Annotated in this window: 18 protein-coding genes and 2 pseudogenes; 12 read left to right on the top strand and 8 right to left on the bottom strand. The window is 69.0% G+C overall.

Annotated elements, in window-relative coordinates; genetic code table 11:
• Positions 1–22: 22 nt before the first annotated feature.
• Genes AB0H84_RS43955 through AB0H84_RS43940 form a run of 4 tightly spaced genes read left to right on the top strand, consistent with a single transcriptional unit; the run spans position 23 to position 2,367 of the window.
• Positions 23–1,222: a histidine kinase gene (locus tag AB0H84_RS43955; protein WP_357618310.1), complete on the top strand. Its 1,200-nt coding sequence runs from the start codon at positions 23–25 to the stop codon at positions 1,220–1,222.
• Complete coding sequence (locus AB0H84_RS43950) at positions 1,207–1,878, top strand: response regulator transcription factor (RefSeq protein ID WP_357618282.1); 672 nt, start codon at positions 1,207–1,209, stop codon at positions 1,876–1,878. The genes AB0H84_RS43955 and AB0H84_RS43950 overlap by 16 nt, the downstream gene beginning before the upstream one ends.
• 31 nt (positions 1,879–1,909) lie before the next feature.
• Entirely contained in the window at positions 1,910–2,047 is a 138-nt protein-coding gene (locus AB0H84_RS43945) for a hypothetical protein (protein WP_357618279.1), read from the top strand.
• A gap of 2 nt (positions 2,048–2,049) precedes the next feature.
• Positions 2,050–2,367: a hypothetical protein gene (locus AB0H84_RS43940; protein ID WP_357618277.1), complete on the top strand. Its 318-nt coding sequence runs from the start codon at positions 2,050–2,052 to the stop codon at positions 2,365–2,367.
• 108 nt (positions 2,368–2,475) lie between these two features.
• Here AB0H84_RS43940 and AB0H84_RS43935 read toward each other — a convergent pair whose 3' ends face one another.
• Positions 2,476–3,129, bottom strand: coding sequence for a methyltransferase domain-containing protein (locus AB0H84_RS43935; protein WP_357618274.1), 654 nt, complete (start codon positions 3,127–3,129; stop codon positions 2,476–2,478).
• 38 nt (positions 3,130–3,167) lie between these two features.
• Here AB0H84_RS43935 and AB0H84_RS43930 point away from each other — a divergent pair, with 38 nt between their 5' ends.
• The 3 genes and pseudogenes from AB0H84_RS43930 (at position 3,168) to AB0H84_RS43920 (ending at position 7,227) form a co-directional block, all read left to right on the top strand.
• On the top strand, positions 3,168–3,605 hold the full coding sequence (locus AB0H84_RS43930; RefSeq protein ID WP_357618271.1) for a MerR family transcriptional regulator: 438 nt from the start codon (positions 3,168–3,170) through the stop codon (positions 3,603–3,605).
• Positions 3,606–3,719: 114 nt separating this feature from the next.
• A pseudogene (locus AB0H84_RS43925) lies at positions 3,720–3,965 on the top strand (DUF3224 domain-containing protein); the annotation flags it as partial.
• A gap of 139 nt (positions 3,966–4,104) precedes the next feature.
• Positions 4,105–7,227: a Tn3 family transposase gene (locus AB0H84_RS43920; RefSeq protein ID WP_357618268.1), complete on the top strand. Its 3,123-nt coding sequence runs from the start codon at positions 4,105–4,107 to the stop codon at positions 7,225–7,227.
• Positions 7,228–7,456: 229 nt separating this feature from the next.
• Here AB0H84_RS43920 and AB0H84_RS43915 read toward each other — a convergent pair whose 3' ends face one another.
• The 3 genes from AB0H84_RS43915 to AB0H84_RS43905 all read right to left on the bottom strand — a co-directional run bounded on the left by AB0H84_RS43915 (position 7,457) and on the right by AB0H84_RS43905 (position 11,210).
• Positions 7,457–8,698, bottom strand: a complete 1,242-nt coding sequence (locus AB0H84_RS43915; protein WP_357618265.1) for an FAD-dependent monooxygenase — start codon at positions 8,696–8,698, stop codon at positions 7,457–7,459.
• A 432-nt stretch (positions 8,699–9,130) separates the two neighbouring features.
• Positions 9,131–10,153 (bottom strand): NAD(P)H-binding protein, encoded by a 1,023-nt coding sequence (locus tag AB0H84_RS43910; protein ID WP_357618263.1) that lies wholly within the window; start codon positions 10,151–10,153, stop codon positions 9,131–9,133.
• A 22-nt stretch (positions 10,154–10,175) separates the two neighbouring features.
• Complete coding sequence (locus AB0H84_RS43905; RefSeq protein ID WP_357618260.1) at positions 10,176–11,210, bottom strand: NAD(P)/FAD-dependent oxidoreductase; 1,035 nt, start codon at positions 11,208–11,210, stop codon at positions 10,176–10,178.
• Positions 11,211–11,529: 319 nt separating this feature from the next.
• On the opposite strand from AB0H84_RS43905, the gene AB0H84_RS43900 reads away from it, so the two are divergent.
• Both AB0H84_RS43900 and AB0H84_RS43895 read left to right on the top strand, forming a co-directional pair.
• Positions 11,530–13,173 carry an FAD-dependent oxidoreductase gene (locus AB0H84_RS43900; RefSeq protein ID WP_357618257.1) on the top strand — a complete coding sequence of 548 codons (1,644 nt, stop codon included), beginning with the start codon at positions 11,530–11,532 and terminating at the stop codon, positions 13,171–13,173.
• Positions 13,174–13,508: 335 nt separating this feature from the next.
• The gene (locus tag AB0H84_RS43895; protein ID WP_357618254.1) at positions 13,509–13,835 is read left to right on the top strand and encodes a hypothetical protein; all 327 of its coding nucleotides are present in this window, start codon (positions 13,509–13,511) and stop codon (positions 13,833–13,835) included.
• A gap of 4 nt (positions 13,836–13,839) precedes the next feature.
• Here the strand turns inward: AB0H84_RS43895 and AB0H84_RS43890 are convergent, their stop codons facing one another.
• Both AB0H84_RS43890 and AB0H84_RS43885 read right to left on the bottom strand, forming a co-directional pair.
• Positions 13,840–14,682, bottom strand: a complete 843-nt coding sequence (locus AB0H84_RS43890) for an alpha/beta fold hydrolase (protein WP_357618251.1) — start codon at positions 14,680–14,682, stop codon at positions 13,840–13,842.
• A gap of 108 nt (positions 14,683–14,790) precedes the next feature.
• Positions 14,791–15,606, bottom strand: a complete 816-nt coding sequence (locus AB0H84_RS43885; RefSeq protein WP_357618248.1) for an oxidoreductase — start codon at positions 15,604–15,606, stop codon at positions 14,791–14,793.
• A 141-nt stretch (positions 15,607–15,747) separates the two neighbouring features.
• Between AB0H84_RS43885 and AB0H84_RS43880 the strand changes: the two genes are divergently transcribed.
• The gene (locus AB0H84_RS43880) at positions 15,748–16,371 is read left to right on the top strand and encodes a TetR/AcrR family transcriptional regulator (RefSeq protein WP_357618245.1); all 624 of its coding nucleotides are present in this window, start codon (positions 15,748–15,750) and stop codon (positions 16,369–16,371) included.
• 159 nt (positions 16,372–16,530) lie between these two features.
• Here the strand turns inward: AB0H84_RS43880 and AB0H84_RS43875 are convergent, their stop codons facing one another.
• Complete coding sequence (locus AB0H84_RS43875) at positions 16,531–16,683, bottom strand: hypothetical protein (RefSeq protein WP_357618242.1); 153 nt, start codon at positions 16,681–16,683, stop codon at positions 16,531–16,533.
• A gap of 236 nt (positions 16,684–16,919) precedes the next feature.
• On the opposite strand from AB0H84_RS43875, the pseudogene AB0H84_RS43870 reads away from it, so the two are divergent.
• A pseudogene (locus tag AB0H84_RS43870) lies at positions 16,920–17,469 on the top strand (zinc-binding dehydrogenase).
• A gap of 296 nt (positions 17,470–17,765) precedes the next feature.
• Here the strand turns inward: AB0H84_RS43870 and AB0H84_RS43865 are convergent.
• Entirely contained in the window at positions 17,766–18,692 is a 927-nt protein-coding gene (locus AB0H84_RS43865) for an alpha/beta hydrolase (RefSeq protein ID WP_357618239.1), read from the bottom strand.
• A 151-nt stretch (positions 18,693–18,843) separates the two neighbouring features.
• On the opposite strand from AB0H84_RS43865, the gene AB0H84_RS43860 reads away from it, so the two are divergent.
• On the top strand, positions 18,844–19,719 hold the full coding sequence (locus AB0H84_RS43860; protein ID WP_357618237.1) for a helix-turn-helix transcriptional regulator: 876 nt from the start codon (positions 18,844–18,846) through the stop codon (positions 19,717–19,719).
• The last annotated feature ends 1 nt before the right edge of the window (position 19,720 follow it).

The following is a 19,720-nucleotide window of genomic DNA, read 5'->3' as shown; positions in this document are numbered from 1 at the left end:
GGCAGGGCAGACTGCATCCGTGATGGGGATACGACTTGCGACCGGCGGGCCGACGCGGAAGGCGGTGACCGATCTGGCGGCGTACACGCTGAACGGGGTGACCGGCCTGGCGCTGAACGCGGTCACCGGTCTGGCGGCGCTGGCGCTGCTCCTCCTGGTGCTGGCGAGCGTCGCCCTGGTACCGGCGGCCGGTCTCGGGGCGGCGCCGCTCGCCCGCGTGCTCGTCCTCGTCCGCCGCCTGGCCGGATTCCAGCGCCGGTGGGCGGGCCAGGTGCTCGGCCTGGACAGCGCCACGGACAGCGCCACGGACAGTGCTATGGACAGCGGCCCCGGCACGTGGCGCGAGCTGGCCTGGCTGGCCCTGCACGGCGTCACAGGCCCTGCCCCCGTGGCGGCGGTGTGGGCGATGCTGTACGCCCTGAACTACGTCTGGTTCCGGCTGCATCCGATGGAGACGAGCAGGCTGAACACCTTCGCCCTCAGCTTGTCCATCGCGGCCATCGCGGTGGTCGTTCTCATCGCCATTCCCCTGTTCCGCGGCGGCCAGGCACGGCTGGCGCGACGGCTGCTGGACCCGGGCCCCGCACCGGATGCGCGGATCCGGGAGCTGACCGCGTCCCGGGCCGCGGTGGTCGACGCGCGCGCGGCCGAGTTGCGCCGTATCGAACGCGACCTGCACGACGGCGCGCAGGCCAAGCTGATCGCCATCCGCATGCACCTGGGGCTGGCCCGCGGCTCCGGCGACCCCGACGAGATACTCCGGATGATCGACGAGGCGAGGGACGTCGCCGGCCAGGCTCTGACGGACCTGCGCGACCTTGTGCGCGGCATTCATCCCCCGGTGCTGACCGACCGCGGCCTGGCCGGCGCCATCGAGGCGTCCGCGCTGCTCTGCCCGATGCCGGTCGAGGTCGAGATCGACCTGCCCGGCCGCCCGCAGCCGCCTGTGGAGTCTGCCGTGTACTTCGCCGCGGCCGAGGCGCTGGCCAACGTGGCCAAGCACAGCGGCGCCTCCCGCGCGTGGGTGCGGCTGCGGCACACCGCCGGCGTGCTCCGTCTGACCGTGGGCGACGACGGTCACGGCGCGGTCCGCCGCGACGGGGGCACCGGCGTGCGCGGCATCGAGGACCGTCTGTCCGCCTTCGACGGCTCGCTCACCATCAGCAGCCCTCCGGGCGGCCCGACCGAACTGACCATGGAGGTTCCGTGCGCGTTGTCATAGCCGAAGATCTCGCACTCCTGCGGGACGGCCTGGTCCGCCTGCTGTCAGCGAACGGCTTCACCGTGGTGGAGGCGGTGGACAACGGCCCCATGCTGCTGGCGGCGATGGTCCGGCACCGTCCGGACGTGTCCGTGATCGACGTACGGCTGCCGCCCGGCTTCACCGACGAGGGGCTGCGCGCCGCGCTGGAGGCGCGCGCCCGGGTTCCGGGGCTGCCCGTGCTGATCCTGTCGCAGTACGTGGAGCAGCTGTACGCGAGGGAACTGCTGTCCGACCGCTCCGGCGGGGTGGGTTATCTGCTGAAGGACCGGGTGGGCGACGTCGACCGCTTCGTCGACGCGGTACGCCAGGTCGCCGAGGGCGGGACCGCGATGGACCCGGAGGTGGTCTCCCAGCTGCTCACCCGCCGCGGCAGGGACGAGCCGCTGGCCGCGCTGACGCCCCGGGAGCGGGAGGTGCTGACGCTCATGGCGGAGGGGATGTCCAACCTGGCGATCGCCGCCCACTTCCAGGTCACCGACAAGGCGATCGGCAAGCACACCAACAACATCTTCGCCAAGCTCGGCCTTCCTCCGTCCGAGGATCACAACCGGCGCGTCATGGCGGTCCTGACCTATCTCCAGGCCACGCCCGTACCCCCAAGATCACCGAGATAGGGCGCTCGCCGGGGCCGAGGTACCTCCGGCCTTGATCAGTACCGCCACGACCACTAGCCTGATCGCCGTGCTGCCGGAAGGCGGGGCCGAGGCGATCGCGTCACGCGGGTGGAGCCCCGACCGCGACGAGCTGCTCGACCACGCCACCATGGAGTTTGGGACTGACTGACGATGAGCGCGGAAGAGGATTTCAAGCAGGTCGGCGCCGAGCTGGCCGACCTGGGTGTACGGATCTCCAGGATGATGGGGAGGCCCGCGCTCAAAGATCAGGCGGGGAAGGTGTTCGCGAGCCTGCAGCGCGACGGCGCGATGGTGTTCCGGCTGGTCAGGGAGACCCCCGAACACACAGCCGCGCTCCAGCTGGCCGGGGCGTCCCTGTTCGACCCTTCGGGGCAGGGCAGGGAGATCAAGGACTGGGTGGTCGTGCCGCACTCCTCGGCCGAGAAATGGACGGATCTGGCCGAGGCCGCCCTCAGCCGCCCGCGCTGATCAGCAGGCCGCCCTGACGGTGTGGCGATGGGTGCCCGAGTCGCGCTGGACGCGGAGCACGGCGTCGCCGGAGGCCGACAGGGAAGCTGGCCGGTGTGGTGTCTGCGGTCATGACGGCCTGCCGGTCGGATTGCCGGCAAGCACACAGGCGACGGGCGGGTCGAGCTCGAGGGTCTCGACCCGGAGCTGGGCGAAGCCGGCCTGGGTGAGCATGTCCTGGAGCTCCTGGGCGGCTCGGGCCGTGGTGTCCCGGGTGGCACCGGGGCAGCGGGGCTGGCTGACGAGCGCGATGCGTCCTCCGGGGCGGAGCAGGCGGCGCAGCTCGCGGAGCCGCTCCACCGGGTCGGGCCAGAACCCCACGGAGTTGACGGCGAGGACGGCATCGAGCGGATCGCCGAAACTCGGCAACCGCTCCACGGAGGCGTGCGTGAGGTGCACGCGCTGGGCGCGGACGGCGGCGGCGTTGCGACGGGCGGCCTGCCGGACCATGGCCTGCGAGTGGTCGATGCCGAAGACGTGGCCCCGGGTGGCGCGGGCGGCGAACTCGGCGATGGCGATGCCGGGACCGAAGCCGATCTCGAGCACCCTGTCGGTGGGCTGCACGTCCAGCAACGACACCGCCCAGATGTTGCGCTGCTGGTTGGAGGGGCGATGAGCGAACATCCACCCGTTCGCCCACCCGACGATGCCCCGGGGTCGGTGCGCCTGGCTCACCAGGTATCTGAGCGCGCGCTGCTTGAGAGACGTACCTGCTGTCTGCATGATCGCCAGTGAACGACTTCAAGTATGCTTGAAGTCAAATGAGTGAGCAGTTGACGATCGGCGAGCTGGCGAGCCGCACCGGTGTCGCCACCTCCGCTCTGCGCTACTGGGAGGAGCTCGGCCTGCTACCGGCGCCGGCTCGCATCTCAGGCCAACGGCGTTATCCGCCATCGGCGGTCGGGCTGGTCGGTGTGGTGTTGCTGCTGCGCGATGTCGGTTTCACGTTGCGGGAGGTCAAAGCGTTCATCGCGTCTCGCTCGTCGGCCGGCGACGGCTGGCGGGAGCTGTACCGACGCAAGCTCACCGAGCTGGATCAACGGATTGCCCAGGCCCAGGTGGCTCGCACCGCCATCGCCCATGGCCTGGCCTGCCCGCACAAGGACATCTTCGAGTGCTCCAACTTCGCCGGCGGGGTCGCGGCGTTCCTGGCGGGATCTTCTCTCGAAGAGGCTCACGAAACGGCTCATTCCCACTGACCTCCGCGAGATCGTCACGGCGGAAGGAAGAGACCGAGCTGCCGGTGCGCACATCGGCACAATCATGGCCGTTAGCATCGACGACCTGGAGAAGGCGGCGCCGGCGGTGGCTACGTCGCCTCCGAGCGAATCGAAGGCACGCTCGACGGCCGCCAGGGCACCTTCGTCGTCCAGCACTGGGGGCTGGCCGACGGAGCGGAGCAGAGCAGCGAAGGAAGCATCGTCCCGAACTCCGGGACGGGGGAACTCGCCGGGATCGCCGGTCGAGCGATGGAGCGCAAGTTCCAGGTGCTCACGCGGTCTACACGGGGGGCAGACCAAGTACGGGAGAAAGGGACAGTGGGGCTGCTGAACGGCTAGTCAGAGGGGGTGTTCCTCGGATGATGTGGCCCTCTGCTTGGGCTTGATTGCGGTTTGGTGAGCAAGGCATCTGCTGGAGTTGGTCGTCGCTACGGTTTCGGCGTCTGGACGCCGGGATCGAGGCGAGGGACGGCCTTGGATGACGTGGATCGAGCGGACCGCCTATCCGCAGTTCAAGCGGCTGACGTCGGCGCGGGTGCTGCATGTGTTCTTCACGCCGTCGCCGGAAGAGGTGGATTGGGCTGAAAAACGGACCGGCAGCCCGGAGTCGTGCTTCGCGCTGGTGCTGGCGTTGAAGTGCTTCCAGAAGATGGCGCGCTTCCCGTCCCCGGACGAGATCCCCGAGGTGGTGATCGACCACGTTCGGCGCTGCCTGGAGTTGGCCGACGATGTCTGGCCGGACCATGGCTCCTCCGGCAGCGCAAAGGCGCATCGCAAGCTGGCGCGCCAGCGTCAGGGCGTGAAGTACGACGCGGGCCGGGCCCGGGCGATTGCCGCAGTGGCGATCCGGAAGGCGGCCCAAGCCAAGAACAACCCGGCAGACCTGATCAACGTCGCGATCGAGGAATTACTCCGGCTCCGGCTGGAACTACTCGGATACACGACGCTGGAGGACCTGGCCACCAGCATTCGGGCCGAGGTGAACACCACCATCTTCGCCACGATCCTGCAGCGGATGGGCGAGGCCGGCCGGGCCCGGATGGAAGGTCTGCTCGTCGTCGGGCCGGATGGCAAATCGACGTTCAACCGGCTCAAGAAGCCCGCCCAGCGGGCCACCTGGTCGCGATTCCGCGAGCAGGTGAGATGGCTGGACCAGGTGGACGCGCTCGGCGACACCGACGCCTGGCTGGACGGCATCGCGCCGTCGAAGATCGCCGACTTCGCTGGTGAGGCCGACGCCCAGGATGTCGACATTCTGTCGCGCTACGACCCGGTCAAGCAGGTGGCGTTGCTGGCGTGCCTGACGCACACCGCCCGGATGCGGGCCCGAGATGACCTGGCCGAGATGTTGTGCAAGCGGATGGCCTCCCACGTCAAGCGGGCCAAGGCGGAGCTGGAGGAGATCCGCGCTCGCCAGCGCGCGATGAGCGAGCGGCTGATCGGCACCTACCGCCAGGTGTTGGAACGTCTCGACCCCGGCAGCGAGACCTCGGCCGCCGGGGTCGAGGCGGTGGCGCGGGCCATGGAGGCGGTGACCTCTTGCGCGGCAGTCGCCGGGCAGGTCCAAGCGCTCGGCGAGATGCTGTCGGCGCTCGTAGTGCAGACCCACAGCATGCAGACCGTACGGGCGGCGGTGGAGCAGGCCGGCGGGTTCGCCGCGCAGCTGGCCGACATTGAGGAGGTCGCCGCCTTCCACGGCGACGCCCACGAGCTGCTGGTGTACCGGTTCTTCAAGAAGGACCGGCCGGCGCTGTTCGAACTGGCGGGCAAGCTGCGGCTGAAGGCCACCTCCAGCGACGATTCGGTACTGGCCGCGCTGGCGCACGCCCGCGAGCACTCACCCAAGCGGCGCGACTTCATCCCGCTGCCGCCCCCGGTGGAGGAGGACGTCCCGGAGTCGGGCATCGCGTTCGCCTCGGGCAACTGGCGGCGCGCGGTGACCGACCGCAGACGGCCCGGCATGGTCGCGCGGCGGCACTTCGAGGCCATGGTGTTCTGCTACCTGGCCGAGGAACTGCGCACCGGCGACGTGGCCGTGCTCGGCTCGAACGAGTACGCCGACTGGAGCGCTCACCTGCTGCCCTGGGACGAATGCCAGCCGAAACTGGCGGCGTTCTGCGAGAAGGTCGGCCTGCCCGACACCCCCGCCGGTTTCGTCGCCCACCTCAAGGGCGCCCATCTGAGCGCGGCCGCGCATTTGGACGCCGGCTACCTCGACAACGCCGACCTGGTCATCGACGAGGGTGGTGTGCCCACCCTCAAGCGCCGCCGCGGTAAGGGCAGCGATGCGGAGGCCGAGCGGCTGGCGGCCGAGATCGAGCGGCGCATGCCCGAACGCTCGCTGCTGTCGATCGTGGCGCGCACGGCCCACTGGCTCACCTGGTATCGCCACTTCGGCCCGGCCTCCGGCTCCGACCCCAAGATCAAGGACAAGCTGGGGCGGTACTCGCTGGCCGTGTTCACCGGCGGCATCAACATCGGCCCGTACGAGGCGGCCAAGCACTTCGCCGGCGTCACCGCCCGCGAGCTGTCCATGGTCCGCAACCGGAACATCACCCTGAAGAAGCTGAACGCCGCGATCGCCGACGTGGTCAACGCCCTCGCCGAGCTGGACGTGATCAAGGCATGGGGGGACGGCAGCACGGTGGCCGCCGACGGCACCCAGGTGGACACCTACATCGACAATCTCCTGGCCGAGACCAGCATCCGGTACGGAGGATTCGGCGGCATCGCCTACCACTACATCTCCGACACCTACGTGGCGCTGTTCTCCCGGTTCATCCCGTGCGGGGTGTGGGAGGCGGTGCACCTGATCGAAGGGTTGCTGGCCAACGACTCCGACATCCAGCCCTCCACCGTGCATGCCGACACCCAGGGCCAGAACTTCCCGGTCTTCACCCTGGCCACGTTGTTCGGGTTCGACCTGATGCCGCGTATCCGCAATTTCAAGGACCTGATCTTCTTCCGCGCCTCTGAGAAGATCGCCTATCCACACATCGACCAGCTGTTCGGGGAGAGCGGCCGCAACGTCATCGACTGGAAGCTGATCGACAAGCACTGGATCGACCTGATGCAGGTGGCGATCTCCATCAGTGAGGGCCGCCTGTCCTCGGCCACGCTGATGCGGCGGCTGCGGTCCAACTCCCGTAAGAACCGTATCTACAAGGCCTTCCGTGAGGTCGGCCGCAGCGTGCGCACAGTGGCGTTGTTGCGGTATCTGGCCGACCCGGCGTTGCGGGCGCGGGTGACCGCGGCGACCAACAAGGTCGAGTCCTACAACGGATTCTCCAAGTGGCTCGGGTTCGGCGGGGTGCTGGCCGACAACGACCCCGAAGAGCAGGAGAAACTGATCAAGTTCAACACCCTGCTGGCCAACCTGGTCGTCTTCCACAACGCGCTGGACATCTCCGACGTCGTGCGGCAGCTTGTCGCCGAAGGCTGGAGCATCACCGCCGACCACCTCGGCCAGATCGCCCCCTACCTGCGGGCCCACATCAGCCGCTTCGGTGCGTACGCGACCGATGAGCTTCGTCACCGGCCCGATCCATTCGATCCGCTGCTGAAGGAGGTCGACTTCAGCGACGTCGAGCTGGCCGCTTGATCATGGAGGCGTTTGGTGCTGGCTGGCCGCCCCGCGATGACAGCCCGGACATGACAGGCACCGCCCGCCTAGCACTTGCCGCGAAGAGTCCAGGCATGTACGTGATAACAGCCTATTCTCCGGTACATGACCCTCCCGGCCATCCCCGCGACCTGCGTCCGAGCATTCGTTCGACGAAGTTGCGGGCCCAGACGACCTCGTTCTCCCGCTCGTATTCGAGGAACTCCACTCACGCTGCAGCGGCGGCGATATCCAGACTTTTCATCCGCGCCCTATTGGTCATCATCTTGGCGAGCAGCCGACCGGCGATCGGCAGCCGGGCGAGGCGGATCATCACGGACCGAAGCAGCAACTCGGCGCGGTTGCCTGGGGTGAAGAAACCGCGCATGCTCACACCGCTGCCGAGGTGGTGGTCGATGAACGGGCGCAGGTGGTCCTCCCAGTCCTGCAGCGCTCGTGGCACGTCGTGCGGGTGGCGTTCCAGCATGGTGCCGAGCAGGTCCGCCCCGGCCAGGCCGGTGGATGCCCCCATGCCGGAGTAAACGGTCAGGCACCACGCGGCGTCGCCGACGAGCACGACTCGGCCGCGGTGCCAGTGGTCGAGGTGCACCTGCTCGGCGGAGTCGAACAGGTGGTCCGGGGCCTTCTCGAACTGGTCGAGCAGCCAACCGAGCGTGGAGCCGGTGGGCTCGGGGCCGTAGGCGGCGCGCAGCGAGTCGATGGCCGGCCGGGTGAACTCGGCGTCCACGTCGTCGGTGCGGTAGGAGAACAGCACCGACGGCGGACGGTCGGCGAACGAGAACACCCACACCGATCGGCCCGCCTCGGCCATGTACAGCCCGTCCTGTAGGCGGTAGCCGGGTACCGGCTCGGGCAGGCTGTACACGGCGATCATGTAGTTCAGCCGACGGATCGGGCTCTGCTCGGGCTCGAACGCAAGCCGGCGCACCGTCGAGCGCAGTCCGTCTGCCCCGACCACCAGGTCGAACCGTTCGACGGTCGTCGTCTCCGTCGTCAGGTCGCGGATCTCGACGTCCACCCCGTCGAGGTACTGGTCCAGCGCGATCGGCACGGTCGAGTACCGGATCTCGACCTCGTCGGGCAGGGCGGTGAAGGCCGCGTCTTCGATGTCGCCCCGCATCACCATTCGAGACCCGCCGAACACATCGGCGTAGCCCACACCGCGGCGGCGCCGGCCCGTGCGGTCGACGTCGTAGCTCACGCCTTCCGGAGCGAAGCGATTCGGCACCGCGTCGGCGATGCCCAGCCGCTGCGCGGCGGCGAGCCCGGTCCCGAACAGGGCGATGAAGTATCCGCCGCGGCGCCGCTCGGGGGCCTTCTCCAGCACCACCACGTCCCAGCCCGCGCGATGCAGTCGCAGCGCGGAGGCGATCCCGCTGATCCCGAGGCCGACCACCAGGGCCCGCTGTCGCGATGTCGTGTTCTTGTCCATGGGATTGCGGTCCGACATTGTCGTGTCCTCCATCTGGTTGGGGTGGGTCGGCCGTTCAGGAAGCCGAGGATGTGGAGTCGTCGAGGCGGGCGAGGAAGCCGAGGAGTGTGGCGTTGACCTCGGCGGGACGCTCCTGCTTGCTTGCTTGCTTGCTTGCTTGCTGGCATGGCTGAAAACCGTCTGGAAACTGATCGGTTTCCACCTCGGAAACAGATCGGTTCCTCACCAACGAAGGTGAGGCGAGCGGGTGACGGGCTGAGATCTCAGGGCTTCAAGATCATCCTGTGGCCCCCTTTTGCGGTCAGCAGTTGCCGGCCAAAGGGACAAGCTTGCGGAGACGCCACACGTCCGGGCTTACTACCGCGTACGCCGCCGCGGCGCCGAAGTCGTGACCGATGAGATCCGCCTGCTGAGGACTCCGGTGTGACGTCATGTTCTGCTCCGGAGCGCTCAGTGGCTCGGGGCACCCACCAGTTCGCGCAGGCGAGTATTGTTCTGCAGCGCCCATCGCATGGTCCGCGGTGGGCGTCCGAGCAGGGTTTCCAGTTGGTCGGAGAGGACGTCGTACCGCCCGCTGGCGATCAGCCTGGTCTGGATCTTCAGGTGCGCTGCCACGTGTCGGGCCGCAGCCGGATCGCCCAGGGTCTCCTGCAGGACGGTCTCGTCAAGGAAGGCCTCGTTCCAGGTCTCCACTTCCTCAGGGATGTAGACGACCTGGCGTCCCAGCACGGCTGCGTAGTCCTCAGCGAACCCGTACATGTCCTTCAGCTCCGGGCCGGTGAGCGCGTAGGACTTCGAGATGTGCGGTGCGGGGTCGGCCAGGATCTTCACGCACACCTCGGCCACGTCGTGCACGGCGATGGGCGCGAGCCGCTGGTTGCCGAAGGGCAGGCGCAGTTCGCCGTTGCTTAGCGGGCCCAGGAGCATCCAGGTCAGATGGGGGTTCTCGGCGAACAGGGTCGCACGCACGTTGACGGTGGGGATGCCGGACCAGTCCAGCACCCGCTCGCAGACCCAGTGCGCCCGCTGCTGCGGTGACCAGTCCGTGACCAGTCCGCCGAGCCAGGAACGCCGCTCTTCCTCCGGTGTGGTCATCTTCTCGAGCGTCATGTACGACTGCTCGTAGTTGGACATGTGCACGAAGGCCTCGATGTCGCCCTGGGCTCGCGCCGCCGCGACCATCAAGGTGAGGGCATCGGCGTAGTACGGCTGCGGGGTCATGCTGAAGTAGATGCGCCTGACACCCTTCAGCGCGGCGGCCACGTCCGCGAGTTTGAGCAGGTCGCCGACGAAGACCTCGGCCCCGGCCTCGCGCAGCGACTGCGCGCGTTCGTCGTCCCGTCGCACGAACGCGCGCACCGGGTGGCCCTGTTCGAGCAGCATGTCGACCATCACCCTGCTCACGCCACCGACTTGGCCGCCGGCGCCGGTGATCAGAATGGGATTGCGCTCCGACATCGTCGTGTCCTTCATCGGGTTGGGGTGGGTCGGCCGTTCATGCTGTGGCCGCTTTCAGGCTCACCTCGGCGATCCCCTGCAGGGCCGCGTCGGTGTCCGCGATGGCCAGCACCTTGTTGATTTCGGCGCCGGCCAGTGCGCCGGCCGCTGCGGAGGCTCCGACCTGGGCGACCGGATCGGTGGCGTTGCCGGCCACCCACACACCCGGCACCTCGGTGATGCCGGCCGCGCCGGAGGCGAAACCGCGGGCCATGTTCGGCAGGTCCTGCACCGGCAGGCCCAGACCTTCCAGGCCCTGGGTGCGGGCCTGCATCCGCGGGCCGACCGCGAGGACGCGGCGGGCCACGACCTGACCATCGGCCAGGCGCACCCCGGCGAGGGCACCGCCGGTGTCGTTGACGACCTCGGTGACCGGGGTGTCGATGACGCGGATGCCACGGGCGGCGAAACGGGCGCGGCTGTCTTCGTCCAGGTCGGTGCCGTGGGTGAAGTAGGTCAGGTCCTCGGTCAGCTGACGGAACAGCAATGCGTGGCCGATGGAGGCCGGGCCGGTGGCGAGGACACCGATGGGTTCATCGCGCACCTCCCAGCCGTGGCAGAACGGGCAGTGCACCACGCTGTGCCCCCAGTGCTCGGCGAGCCCGGGCACCTCCGGCAGCACATCCGTGAGGCCGGTGGCCACCAGGATGCGGCGAGCGGTGACGCTGCGGCTGTCGGCCAGGGTGACGGTGAACCGCAGGTCCCCGTCCGCCGACGGAGCGGCAGGCTCGGCCGAGACCACCTCGCCCTGGACGACGCGTCCGCCGTACTGGCGCACCTGCTCGCGGCCCCGTCGAAGGATCTCCGACGGCGGAGTGCCGTCGAAGACGATGAAGCCGTGCACGGCCTCCGCGGGCGCGTTGCGCGGGGAGCCACTGTCGATCACGACGACCGAGCGGCGGGAGCGGGCGAGGATCAGCGCACCGTTCAGCCCCGCGGCGCCCCCGCCGATCACCACCACGTCGACGGTCCCCTCGGCCAGCGCATCGCTCGCGGAGTCCTCGCCGAAGAGCGGCTGGGTCACCTGTGTCATGAGTTCAACCTCCAAGCCGCCTTCGCGGCATCACGGTCCCGCAAGCCCGGACCAAGCCGGTCCGGCGAGCCCAGGACGGTTGTGTACTGAACTGTCAGAAACCTATGCGGTTCTGTACTGACTTGTCAAAGTACGGCAGGTCGGCCATACGATCAGACTGGTCAGGTCCACGAAGGACGCTCGCTGTGGTGGTTGGGCACGGCGGCGATGGCCGTGGCGAGAGTTGAGCCCAGGGAAACGGAAGTCGGGGCCGACGCCGGCAAAACGAGCGGAGAAGAATCGTGACCGGAGTGATTCGCCTGCCAGACAAGGGAGAAGCATGAGCATCATCCCCGTGCCGGACGAGCTGACCCATTACTCGTCCCGTCGGCTGGGCGAGGTCGATGAGGTGGCCTGGCCGGTGTTGAGCCAACACGCCCTGGACCTGTTGCGGTCATCCGGTGAGGAACTGCACCCCGCGCCCGGCGAGTTGCTGTGGGACGCCGGTGATCCCACCGACTTGCACCTCGTGCTGACCGGTGGCGTGCTCCTCGTGGACCGCCGCGAGGACCGGGTTGTCTTCGTGATCGAGGCCGGTGACTTCGTCGGCGAGCTGGGCATGCTGATGGGACAACGCGCCGTCTTCCAGGGCGTGGCCATGGAAGACACCGCGATCCTGCGGGTTCGGGTGGAGGAACTGCGCCGGCTGGTGGAGATCTCGGGGGAGCTGAGCGATGTCCTGCTGTCCGCTTTGGACGCCCGGCGGCGCTTCCTGAGCAGGAAGGGCGAGGGTGGTCTGGTACTGGCCGGAGACGACGACCGCGACCTGCACCGCCTCCAGGACTTCGCTGAACGCAACCAGATTCCCTACCGGACGGTGCTGCGCTCGAACCCGTCGGCGTGGTCGGAGCTGGCGCAGACCTGTGCCTTGCCCGAGACCGGTACGGCCGTTGTCACGGCACAGCGCCGCGTCATGACGGCGCCTACCACGCGTGACCTGGCAACCGCGCTGGGAATCGACCTGTGGGGCATCGCCGACGATTCCCGGTGTGACCTGCTGGTGGTGGGCGCCGGACCGGCGGGGCTGGCCGCTGCTGTGTACGGGGCGTCGGAAGGCCTGGACGTGGTCGTCGTCGAGGACGTCGCCATCGGCGGCCAGGCCGGCAGCTCGTCACGGATCGAGAACTACCTCGGCTTCTACCGCGGCGTGTCCGGGGTTGAACTGGCACGGGCGGCGATGCTGCAGGCGGTCAAGTTCGGGACCAGGCTTCTATCACCCCGCTCAGTCACTGGGCTGTCGGAGGTGCCCGGCGGGTTTCGGGTGCGGCTCGACGACGAGCACGACGTCCTCGCCTCAGCGGTGATCATCGCCAGCGGCGTGCGCTACCGGCGCCTGGACCTGCCTGGCCTCGTCGACCTGGAGGGCCGTGGCGTCTACTACGCCGCCAGCCAACTGGAGGCCAACCAGGTCTCCGGGCGGAACGCCGTCGTGGTCGGGGGCGCCAACTCCGCCGGCCAGGCGGCCCTGTTTCTCGCGCGGAACGCCGGCCACGTCCACGTCCTGATCCGCCGCGATGACCTGCGCGACACCATGTCGAACTACCTGGCGCAGCGCCTGACCCACCACGAGCGGATCACCGTGCACCCTCGCTGCGAACTGTCCGCCGTCCATGGCAGCAGCCGGCTCAGCGGGCTGACCTGGCACGACCGCGCCCGCGACCGGGACATACGACTCGACGCGGCCGCACTGTTCCTGATGATCGGCGCGGACCCCTGCACACCCTGGCTGCACGACATCGGCGTCGACCTCGACGCCAAGGGCTTCGTGCTCACCCACGACAGCTTCGCCACCTCGATACCCGGGCTGTTCGCCGTCGGTGACGTGCGCGCAGACTCCGTCAAGCGGGTGGCATCGGCCGTCGGCGAGGGATCCGTGGTCATCTCCGCAGTCCACGCCTACCTCGCCAGCAGAAGGACGTTCTGACCCGAGCCTTACGGCGAGCCATGGTTGAACAGCTCCGGATGCCGGGTCAGCTCGACCCCGGTCCGGCGGATGTGACCGGAGCGCAATCGCGCTCGGCGTCCACCGAGCCCCAGCGCCGGATCGCATCCAGGAGCAGTCGATGCTCCTCCCGGGGCCTTGCCGGTTTGATGCCGCATTCTTTCTGAGTTGGAAGGGATGCATGTCATGCCGAAGCGGTTGGATCCCGAGCCGGGGCCCGAGCTGTCCGGCTGGTGCTGTAGCACCGTGCCGAGTACCCGACCACATACCGTGGCGGTGCTGGCGGTGTCCAAGAAGGTCGCGGTAGGCAGAAGTCGTTGTGGCGCTGGGTCGCCCAGGCCGAGATTGACGGCGGCGAGGCGCCCGGTGTCACGATCGAGGAGAACGAGGAGAACCGTCGGCTGCGTGAGGACGCGATTCTGAAGGCGGCCACAACTTTCTTCGGGGAGCTCGACCTCTGCAACGGCGGATGGTCGCCGTCATCGACGAGCAGCGTTTACCTGACGGTTCTGACCGAGCGGGTTGAAGGTTGCATCGCTGGTCATCGGGCGGAGATCCGCCTCCTCCCGCCGTCGGCAGCAACGCCATGTCAGAGTCCGCCGCGCGCCGCCGATCCCGGTGGTCTCGCCGCGAGGGTCGAGTGATCCGCTACTGGGCCCATGCCGCGATCCGTTCCGCGATCGCCTCGGGGGCCTCGATGTGCAGGAAGTGACCGACGTCGGGGACGACCTCCAGCGCGTGCGGGGCGGCGAACCGATGTCGGTCGTCGACCTGCGGGGGGAGGATGCAGCCGTCGTCGGCACCGTGGAGCTGCAGCAGGGGCACCGTGATCGGCTGAGACAGGCGGCGCGTCGCCCCAAGCATGCCGGGTCGCAGCATCGCCCGGTAGTACTTGATGGGCGCGGGCATGCTCGCCCGCAGGTGCTCGTGTAGCTCCGCCTCCAGAGCCGGATCGAGCGAGAGGCCGGGCGACCAGTGACGCCAGAGGCGGTCGATGAGGGCGAGATCGCGGGCGGCGACCATCAAGCCGCTTCCCGGCAGTTGAAAGAGCCCCATGTACCAGCTTCGGCGTAGCTGAGCGGGGCGCGGCCGGCTCAGGAACGTGAGTGGGTGGGGGAATGCGAGCGTGACCGCGCGTTCGATCCGCTCCGGCGCGGTGACGCAGGTATGGTATGTGATCGCGGCGCCCCAGTCGCGGCCGATCAACTCCACGGCTCGTCCGGGAGACCAGCGGTCGATCAGCGCGAGCACGTCGCTGGTGAGGGCTGCGAGGTCGAACGGCCCCGCGGTTGGGGACGGCGCGTAACCGCGAAGCCAGGGTGCGACGACGTGACGTCCGCGGCGGCCGAGCTCGGCGAGGAAGGGCGTCGCGGTCGGCGGATGGTCCGGGAAGCCGTGCAAGACGAGCGTCGGTTGACCATCGGGATCACCACCCTGCAGCGCGTGAAAGGTGCCGTGTGGCAGGTCGAAGGCGACGCGTTCGAACTCCATGTGTGTCAGCCTTCTCCACGAGCGGTCGGACGACAGATGCTGATGCTGGCTTCGGTGTCTCTGGTTTTGGACATGGGCGTCTGCTCAGGCGCCGGGTGTCCTGCGGGGTCAGCCGGCCAGCCGGTTGAGCTTGCGGATTTGGTTGTCGAAGGCGCGCGAGGGCACGATCCGGCGCAGGAGGCTGACGCGTGCGGCCATCGAGCCGGCGGTGTACCGGAGCTTGGGCTTGGAGTCGGTGGCGGCCGCGACGATCACCTTCGCGACAACGTCCGGGTCGTCGGCGGTGCGCACGGCGGTGGCCAGCACGTCTCGGGCGATCTCCCGCTGTGCGGCGTAGACCGGCAGGGGCGAGTCGGGTGCCAGGCTGCTCGCCTCGAAACTCGTGCTTGTGTAGGCCGGCTCAATCAGCAGCATCCGGACGCCGTGCTCGCGAAGCTCGTGGTCGACGGACTCGGAGTAGCCCTCGACCGCATGCTTGGCGGCAGCGTAGACAGCCATGAAGGGCGCTGGGATCAGACCGAGTACCGAAGAGACGTTGACCACGCGGCCACTGCCCTGGGCGCGCATGTGGGGCAGCACCGCGTTTGTCATCCGCATCAGACCGAAGACGTTGATGTCGAAGACCTCCTTGGCCTGGTTGATCGAGCTCTCCTCGCCGGCGCCGACCGCGCCCACGCCCGCGTTGTTGACCAGGACGTCGATCCGACCGAACCGCTCGATCACCTCCTCGACCAGGGAGCGGACCGACTCGTCGCTGGCCACGTCGAGATCGAGGAACGTCACCCCGGCCAGCGGCCCGGCGTTCGCCGCGTTGCGGCTCGTGCCGACCACCGCGAAGCCGGCGTCCACGAGGGCGAGCGCTGCCGCCCGCCCGATCCCGGAGGAGGCGCCCGTCACAAGGGCCACTGGGGAAGCTGTCTGCATGGTGATTCCTTCGGTTTTGTTGGCATGACTTCGTCGTGCCCAGTGCGGGGTCGCCAGGACGGTTGTGTACTGAACAGTCAAAAACCTAGGCGGTTCTGTACTGAGTTGTCAAGTACGGCGGGTCGGCCCTACCTTTGGTGTATGGCGAGACCACGAAGCTTCGACCGCGACCACGTCCTGCATGCCGCCGAGCGGCAGTTCCGCACCACCGGCTACAACGGCACCAGCGTCGACGACATCAGCGCCGCCACCGGCCTGGGCCGCGGCAGCCTCTATGCCGCGTTCGACGGCAAGCACGGCGTGCTGCTGGAGGCGATGGCCGGCTACTTCGCCCGGCTGAGCCAGGGGCCGCGGAAGATGCTCGCCGGACCGGACGAGGGTGCCCTGGAACGACTGCACCAGTACTTGCTCCGCGCCGTCCATGGGGTGCCACTCGCCGCCGACGTACTCCCCGCCTCCGACCGGGCGGGGGCGGCCTGCTTCGCCGCCAAGATGGCCTTGGAGGTCGGCGCCTCCGACCCCGAGGTGAAACGCCTGGCCAAGGAGTGCTTCTCCGTGGTCCGGACGGCGGTGGCCGAGTGTGTGCGAGCGGCGCAACGCAACGGTGACATCGACCCCGACGCGGATCCCGACGACCTCGCGTACCTTCTGCTGACCATCATCCGCGGGACCGATGTAGTAGGCGCGTACGGCCACAGTCCCGCCCGCCTGACCTCGATCGCGGAGAGTGCGTTCGCCTTGCTGCCTCGCCCGCACCACACCTGAGAAGGACACGGCCGGCCTCGCTGCACAGACATCCGATGCGGTCGGCCCGCTTCGACGCCGCGGAGGGCACGGCCCGTAGGTTTACGCGCCGCCGGGAGGTCGTCTGGGCGGTTGGCGAAGAACTGCGCCCGCATCAGTCGCCGGGCTTGAACTGCACGGTCAGTCGCCGAACGCCTCGCCGCCAGCAGACGGTGGTACTTCGGCCGCCGCTCCGCCAACTCGGACCGCGTTTGCAGGAAGGAGCAGAACCTGCTGGACATCGACATACAGGTCCACCGCGTCGACCAGCTCGTCCGGGTAAGGCTCACTCATAGCCACGATCTTTATCCCCGCGCGACCAGGGCGGGGCCCGACTTCGCGACGAGATCTACGCACGACCACGTGACCTGCGGATCGGCACCTTCGCCGAGTCGATCGCGATCGACGCCGACGACGTCGCGATCAAGCCCTCCTCGCTCTCCTTCGCCGAGGCCGCCGCCGTACCCCTGGTGGCGCTCGCCGCTCAGCAGAGCCTCGTCGACCTCGCCGACGTCCGCCCCGGACAGAAGATGCTGGTGCACGCCAGCGCCGGCGCCGGCGGCCTCGGCTCGACCTCCATCCAACTCGCCAAGCACCTCGGCGCGTACGTCGCCACCACCGCCCACACCCGCGACATCGACAAGGTCCGAGACCTCGGCGCCGACGAAGCCATCGACTACACCACGACCGACTTCGCCGACGTCCTCAACGGCTACGACGTCGTCCTCGACTCGCTTGGGCCCGGCCAGCCTGAAGAAGTCGCTGATGGTCCTGAAGCCCGGCGGACTGGCCATTGGCGTGGTCGGCCCACCCGACCCGGCCTTCGCCGCGCAGCTCGGCCAGCCGCTCCTCAAGCCGGTCATGGCCGTGCTGAGCCGCAAGCTCCGCAGCCGGGCGAAGCGACTGGGCGTCCGGTACTCGTTCTTCTTCATGCGCGCCGACGGTGCCCAGCTCAAGGCCTTGGCAGCCCTGTATGACGCCGGCACGCTGCGCCCCGTGCTCGACCGCACCTTCGACTTCGACGAAACCTCGACGCCCTCGCCTACGTCGAGCAGGGCAAGGCCAACGGCAAGATCGTGATCACCCATTGACCAAGACGTCGGTGGACCCCCGTTGCCTTTTGACCGTCCCCAGCCGGGACGGCTCGGTGGGCACCAGGTTCCCGAACGTCGTTGCCCCGGTGTGTGTAAGGCGCGGGTGGCGCTCTGTGTCGGGTCTGGGGGTAACCATCTGCCAGGCGCTGGCGCCGGTGGCCAACGTGCTGGCGAGCCATGCGGCACGCTGGGTGGGGCCGTGTGATCGCCCTGGTCAGCGACATGACTATCCCTTTCTTTCGTACTTGGTCTGCCCCCCTACACGTTGTGACATCCGACCGGCTAGGCCGCCCTGCTCAGGTTCTCGCCGAAGAACCCGGCGATCCTTTCGACGGCGAGATCCACGTGCTGCTTCCTGTCATAGAGGTCAACGTGGCTGGCCCCGTCGATCCAGTGGAGCTCCTTGGGGCCGGTGGCGCGCTGGAAGGCTTCGATGCTCATCCAGGACGTGACGGCGCGGGTGCCGACGATCATGAGCAGCGGCCGGCGCCCGATCAGCGGGATCGGCGCGAAGGCGTCGAAGGACGCCATCTTGTCGATGCTGTCCCAGGTGAGGAAGCCCGCCGAGCGGGGGTGCCGGCCGCGTTCGGTGCGGTAGTACTCGAAGCCCTCGGCACCGTGCTCCCCGCCGAGCGCGTAGGCCTGCTCGACGGTGTCGGGGAAGAGGGTCAGCACCGGCGGCTCCTCGCCCCGGGCCTCGACGGTGCGGGCGTGGGCCGCGGCGTCCAGCAGGCCAAGGAACACTGCCGGGTCCTGGGCGCCGTCGGCCCCCAGGCGGAACTGGCGGGCGACGTCGACGGCGCTGACGGTGGCGACGGCTTTGACGCGGCGGTCCCCTGCGGTGGCCGAGAGGGCGTAGCCGCCGGAGGCGCAGATGCCGAGCACGCCGATGCGGTCCGGATCGACCTCGCCCCGGCTGGTCAGGAAGGAGACGGCGGCCTTGAGGTCCTCGACGCGCTGCGCGGGGTCCTCCAGGCCGCGCGGTTCACCGCCGCTCTCGCCCTGGTAGGCCGCATCGTAGGCGAGCGCGACGAACCCCCTCTCCGCCAGGTGGTGGGCGTAGAGGCCGGCGGCCTGCTCCTTCACACCGGTGCCGGGATGTCCGACGACGATCGCCGGGCGCGGCCCCTCGGCCGGGGCGTCGGGAAGGTGGAGGTGGCCGGCGAGCGGGATGCCGGTGCTGCGGAAGGTGACGTCGATCTTCGCCATGGGACTCTCCGTCCAGTGGTCAGCTGCCCGGCACGGTGCCGGGCACGTGTCCACAGTCGTCGCAACCGGGAGGAGGCAAAAGCGGCGAGTTCTTGCCTGGGAAAAGACCTGCCCCCTCAACCTCACCACCCCAGGTCCGACAATGGATGACATGACCACCCCATCCGGCCCCGGCGAACTCGGTGCCTTCCTCAAGGCCCGCCGGGCACAACTGGCCCCGCAGGACCTCGGCCTGCCCGAGCAGGACTCTCGGCGCAAGGTCGCGGGGCTCCGCCGTGAGGAGGTCGCCCAGCTCGCCGCGATCAGCGTCGACTACTACACCCGGCTGGAGCAGGGCCGGGTACGAGCGTCCGCCTCGGTGCTCGCCACGCTGGCCCGCGCGCTGCGCCTCGACGACGATCAGCAGCGGTACCTGTACCAGCTGGCCGGCAAGGCCGACGCCCGGCCGCGCAGGCGCCGGCCCGCGCAACGCGTACGCCCCGCCATGCGGCGCCTGCTCGACCAGCTCGCCGCGACCCCCGCCATCGTCCTGGGCAAGCGGCTGGACATCCTGGAGTGGAACGCCGGCGCCGCCGCCTTGTACACCGACTTCTCGCAGCTCCCCGCGGACCGGCACAACTACCTGCGTCTGCTGTTCACCGACCCGATCATCCGGGACATGCACCTGGAGTGGGAGCACGACGCCCGCGACGCCGTCGCCGCCCTGCGCATGGAGTCCGCGGCCAATCCGGACGACCCCGAGCTCGCCCGGCTCGTCGGCGAGCTGTCCGTGCGGGACGCCGACTTCCGTACCTGGTGGGCGGAGCATCGAGTCAACAACGCCGCCTACGGCACCAAGCGGTACCGGCATCGGCTGGTCGGCGAGCTCACCCTCGACTGCGACACGTGGAGCAGCCCCGACGGCTCGGGACAGCGCCTCATGGTCCTCACCGCCGAGCCCGGTTCGCCGTCGTACGACGCGCTGCGCATCCTCACCTCGTGGGTGCCCGGGCAGCCGAGCGGGAGCCCCTCCCCCGCGCCCCGATGAC

This window comes from Nonomuraea sp. NPDC050786 (assembly GCF_040654115.1).
Lineage (GTDB): Bacteria > Actinomycetota > Actinomycetes > Streptosporangiales > Streptosporangiaceae > Nonomuraea.
Note: the sequence above shows the minus strand (reverse complement) of the source record. Positions and strands in the feature narration are given on the sequence as shown.

Coding starts and splice junctions, on each gene's coding strand:
- AB0H84_RS43955 (WP_357618310.1), top strand. CDS start 23: ATGGGGATACGACTTGCGACCGGCGGGCCGACGCGGAAGGCGGTGACC.
- AB0H84_RS43940 (WP_357618277.1), top strand. CDS start 2,050: ATGAGCGCGGAAGAGGATTTCAAGCAGGTCGGCGCCGAGCTGGCCGAC.
- AB0H84_RS43935 (WP_357618274.1), bottom strand. CDS start 3,129: ATGCAGACAGCAGGTACGTCTCTCAAGCAGCGCGCGCTCAGATACCTG.
- AB0H84_RS43930 (WP_357618271.1), top strand. CDS start 3,168: ATGAGTGAGCAGTTGACGATCGGCGAGCTGGCGAGCCGCACCGGTGTC.
- AB0H84_RS43920 (WP_357618268.1), top strand. CDS start 4,105: ATGACGTGGATCGAGCGGACCGCCTATCCGCAGTTCAAGCGGCTGACG.
- AB0H84_RS43915 (WP_357618265.1), bottom strand. CDS start 8,698: ATGTCGGACCGCAATCCCATGGACAAGAACACGACATCGCGACAGCGG.
- AB0H84_RS43910 (WP_357618263.1), bottom strand. CDS start 10,153: ATGAAGGACACGACGATGTCGGAGCGCAATCCCATTCTGATCACCGGC.
- AB0H84_RS43905 (WP_357618260.1), bottom strand. CDS start 11,210: ATGACACAGGTGACCCAGCCGCTCTTCGGCGAGGACTCCGCGAGCGAT.
- AB0H84_RS43900 (WP_357618257.1), top strand. CDS start 11,530: ATGAGCATCATCCCCGTGCCGGACGAGCTGACCCATTACTCGTCCCGT.
- AB0H84_RS43890 (WP_357618251.1), bottom strand. CDS start 14,682: ATGGAGTTCGAACGCGTCGCCTTCGACCTGCCACACGGCACCTTTCAC.
- AB0H84_RS43885 (WP_357618248.1), bottom strand. CDS start 15,606: ATGCAGACAGCTTCCCCAGTGGCCCTTGTGACGGGCGCCTCCTCCGGG.
- AB0H84_RS43880 (WP_357618245.1), top strand. CDS start 15,748: ATGGCGAGACCACGAAGCTTCGACCGCGACCACGTCCTGCATGCCGCC.
- AB0H84_RS43875 (WP_357618242.1), bottom strand. CDS start 16,683: ATGAGTGAGCCTTACCCGGACGAGCTGGTCGACGCGGTGGACCTGTAT.
- AB0H84_RS43865 (WP_357618239.1), bottom strand. CDS start 18,692: ATGGCGAAGATCGACGTCACCTTCCGCAGCACCGGCATCCCGCTCGCC.
- AB0H84_RS43860 (WP_357618237.1), top strand. CDS start 18,844: ATGACCACCCCATCCGGCCCCGGCGAACTCGGTGCCTTCCTCAAGGCC.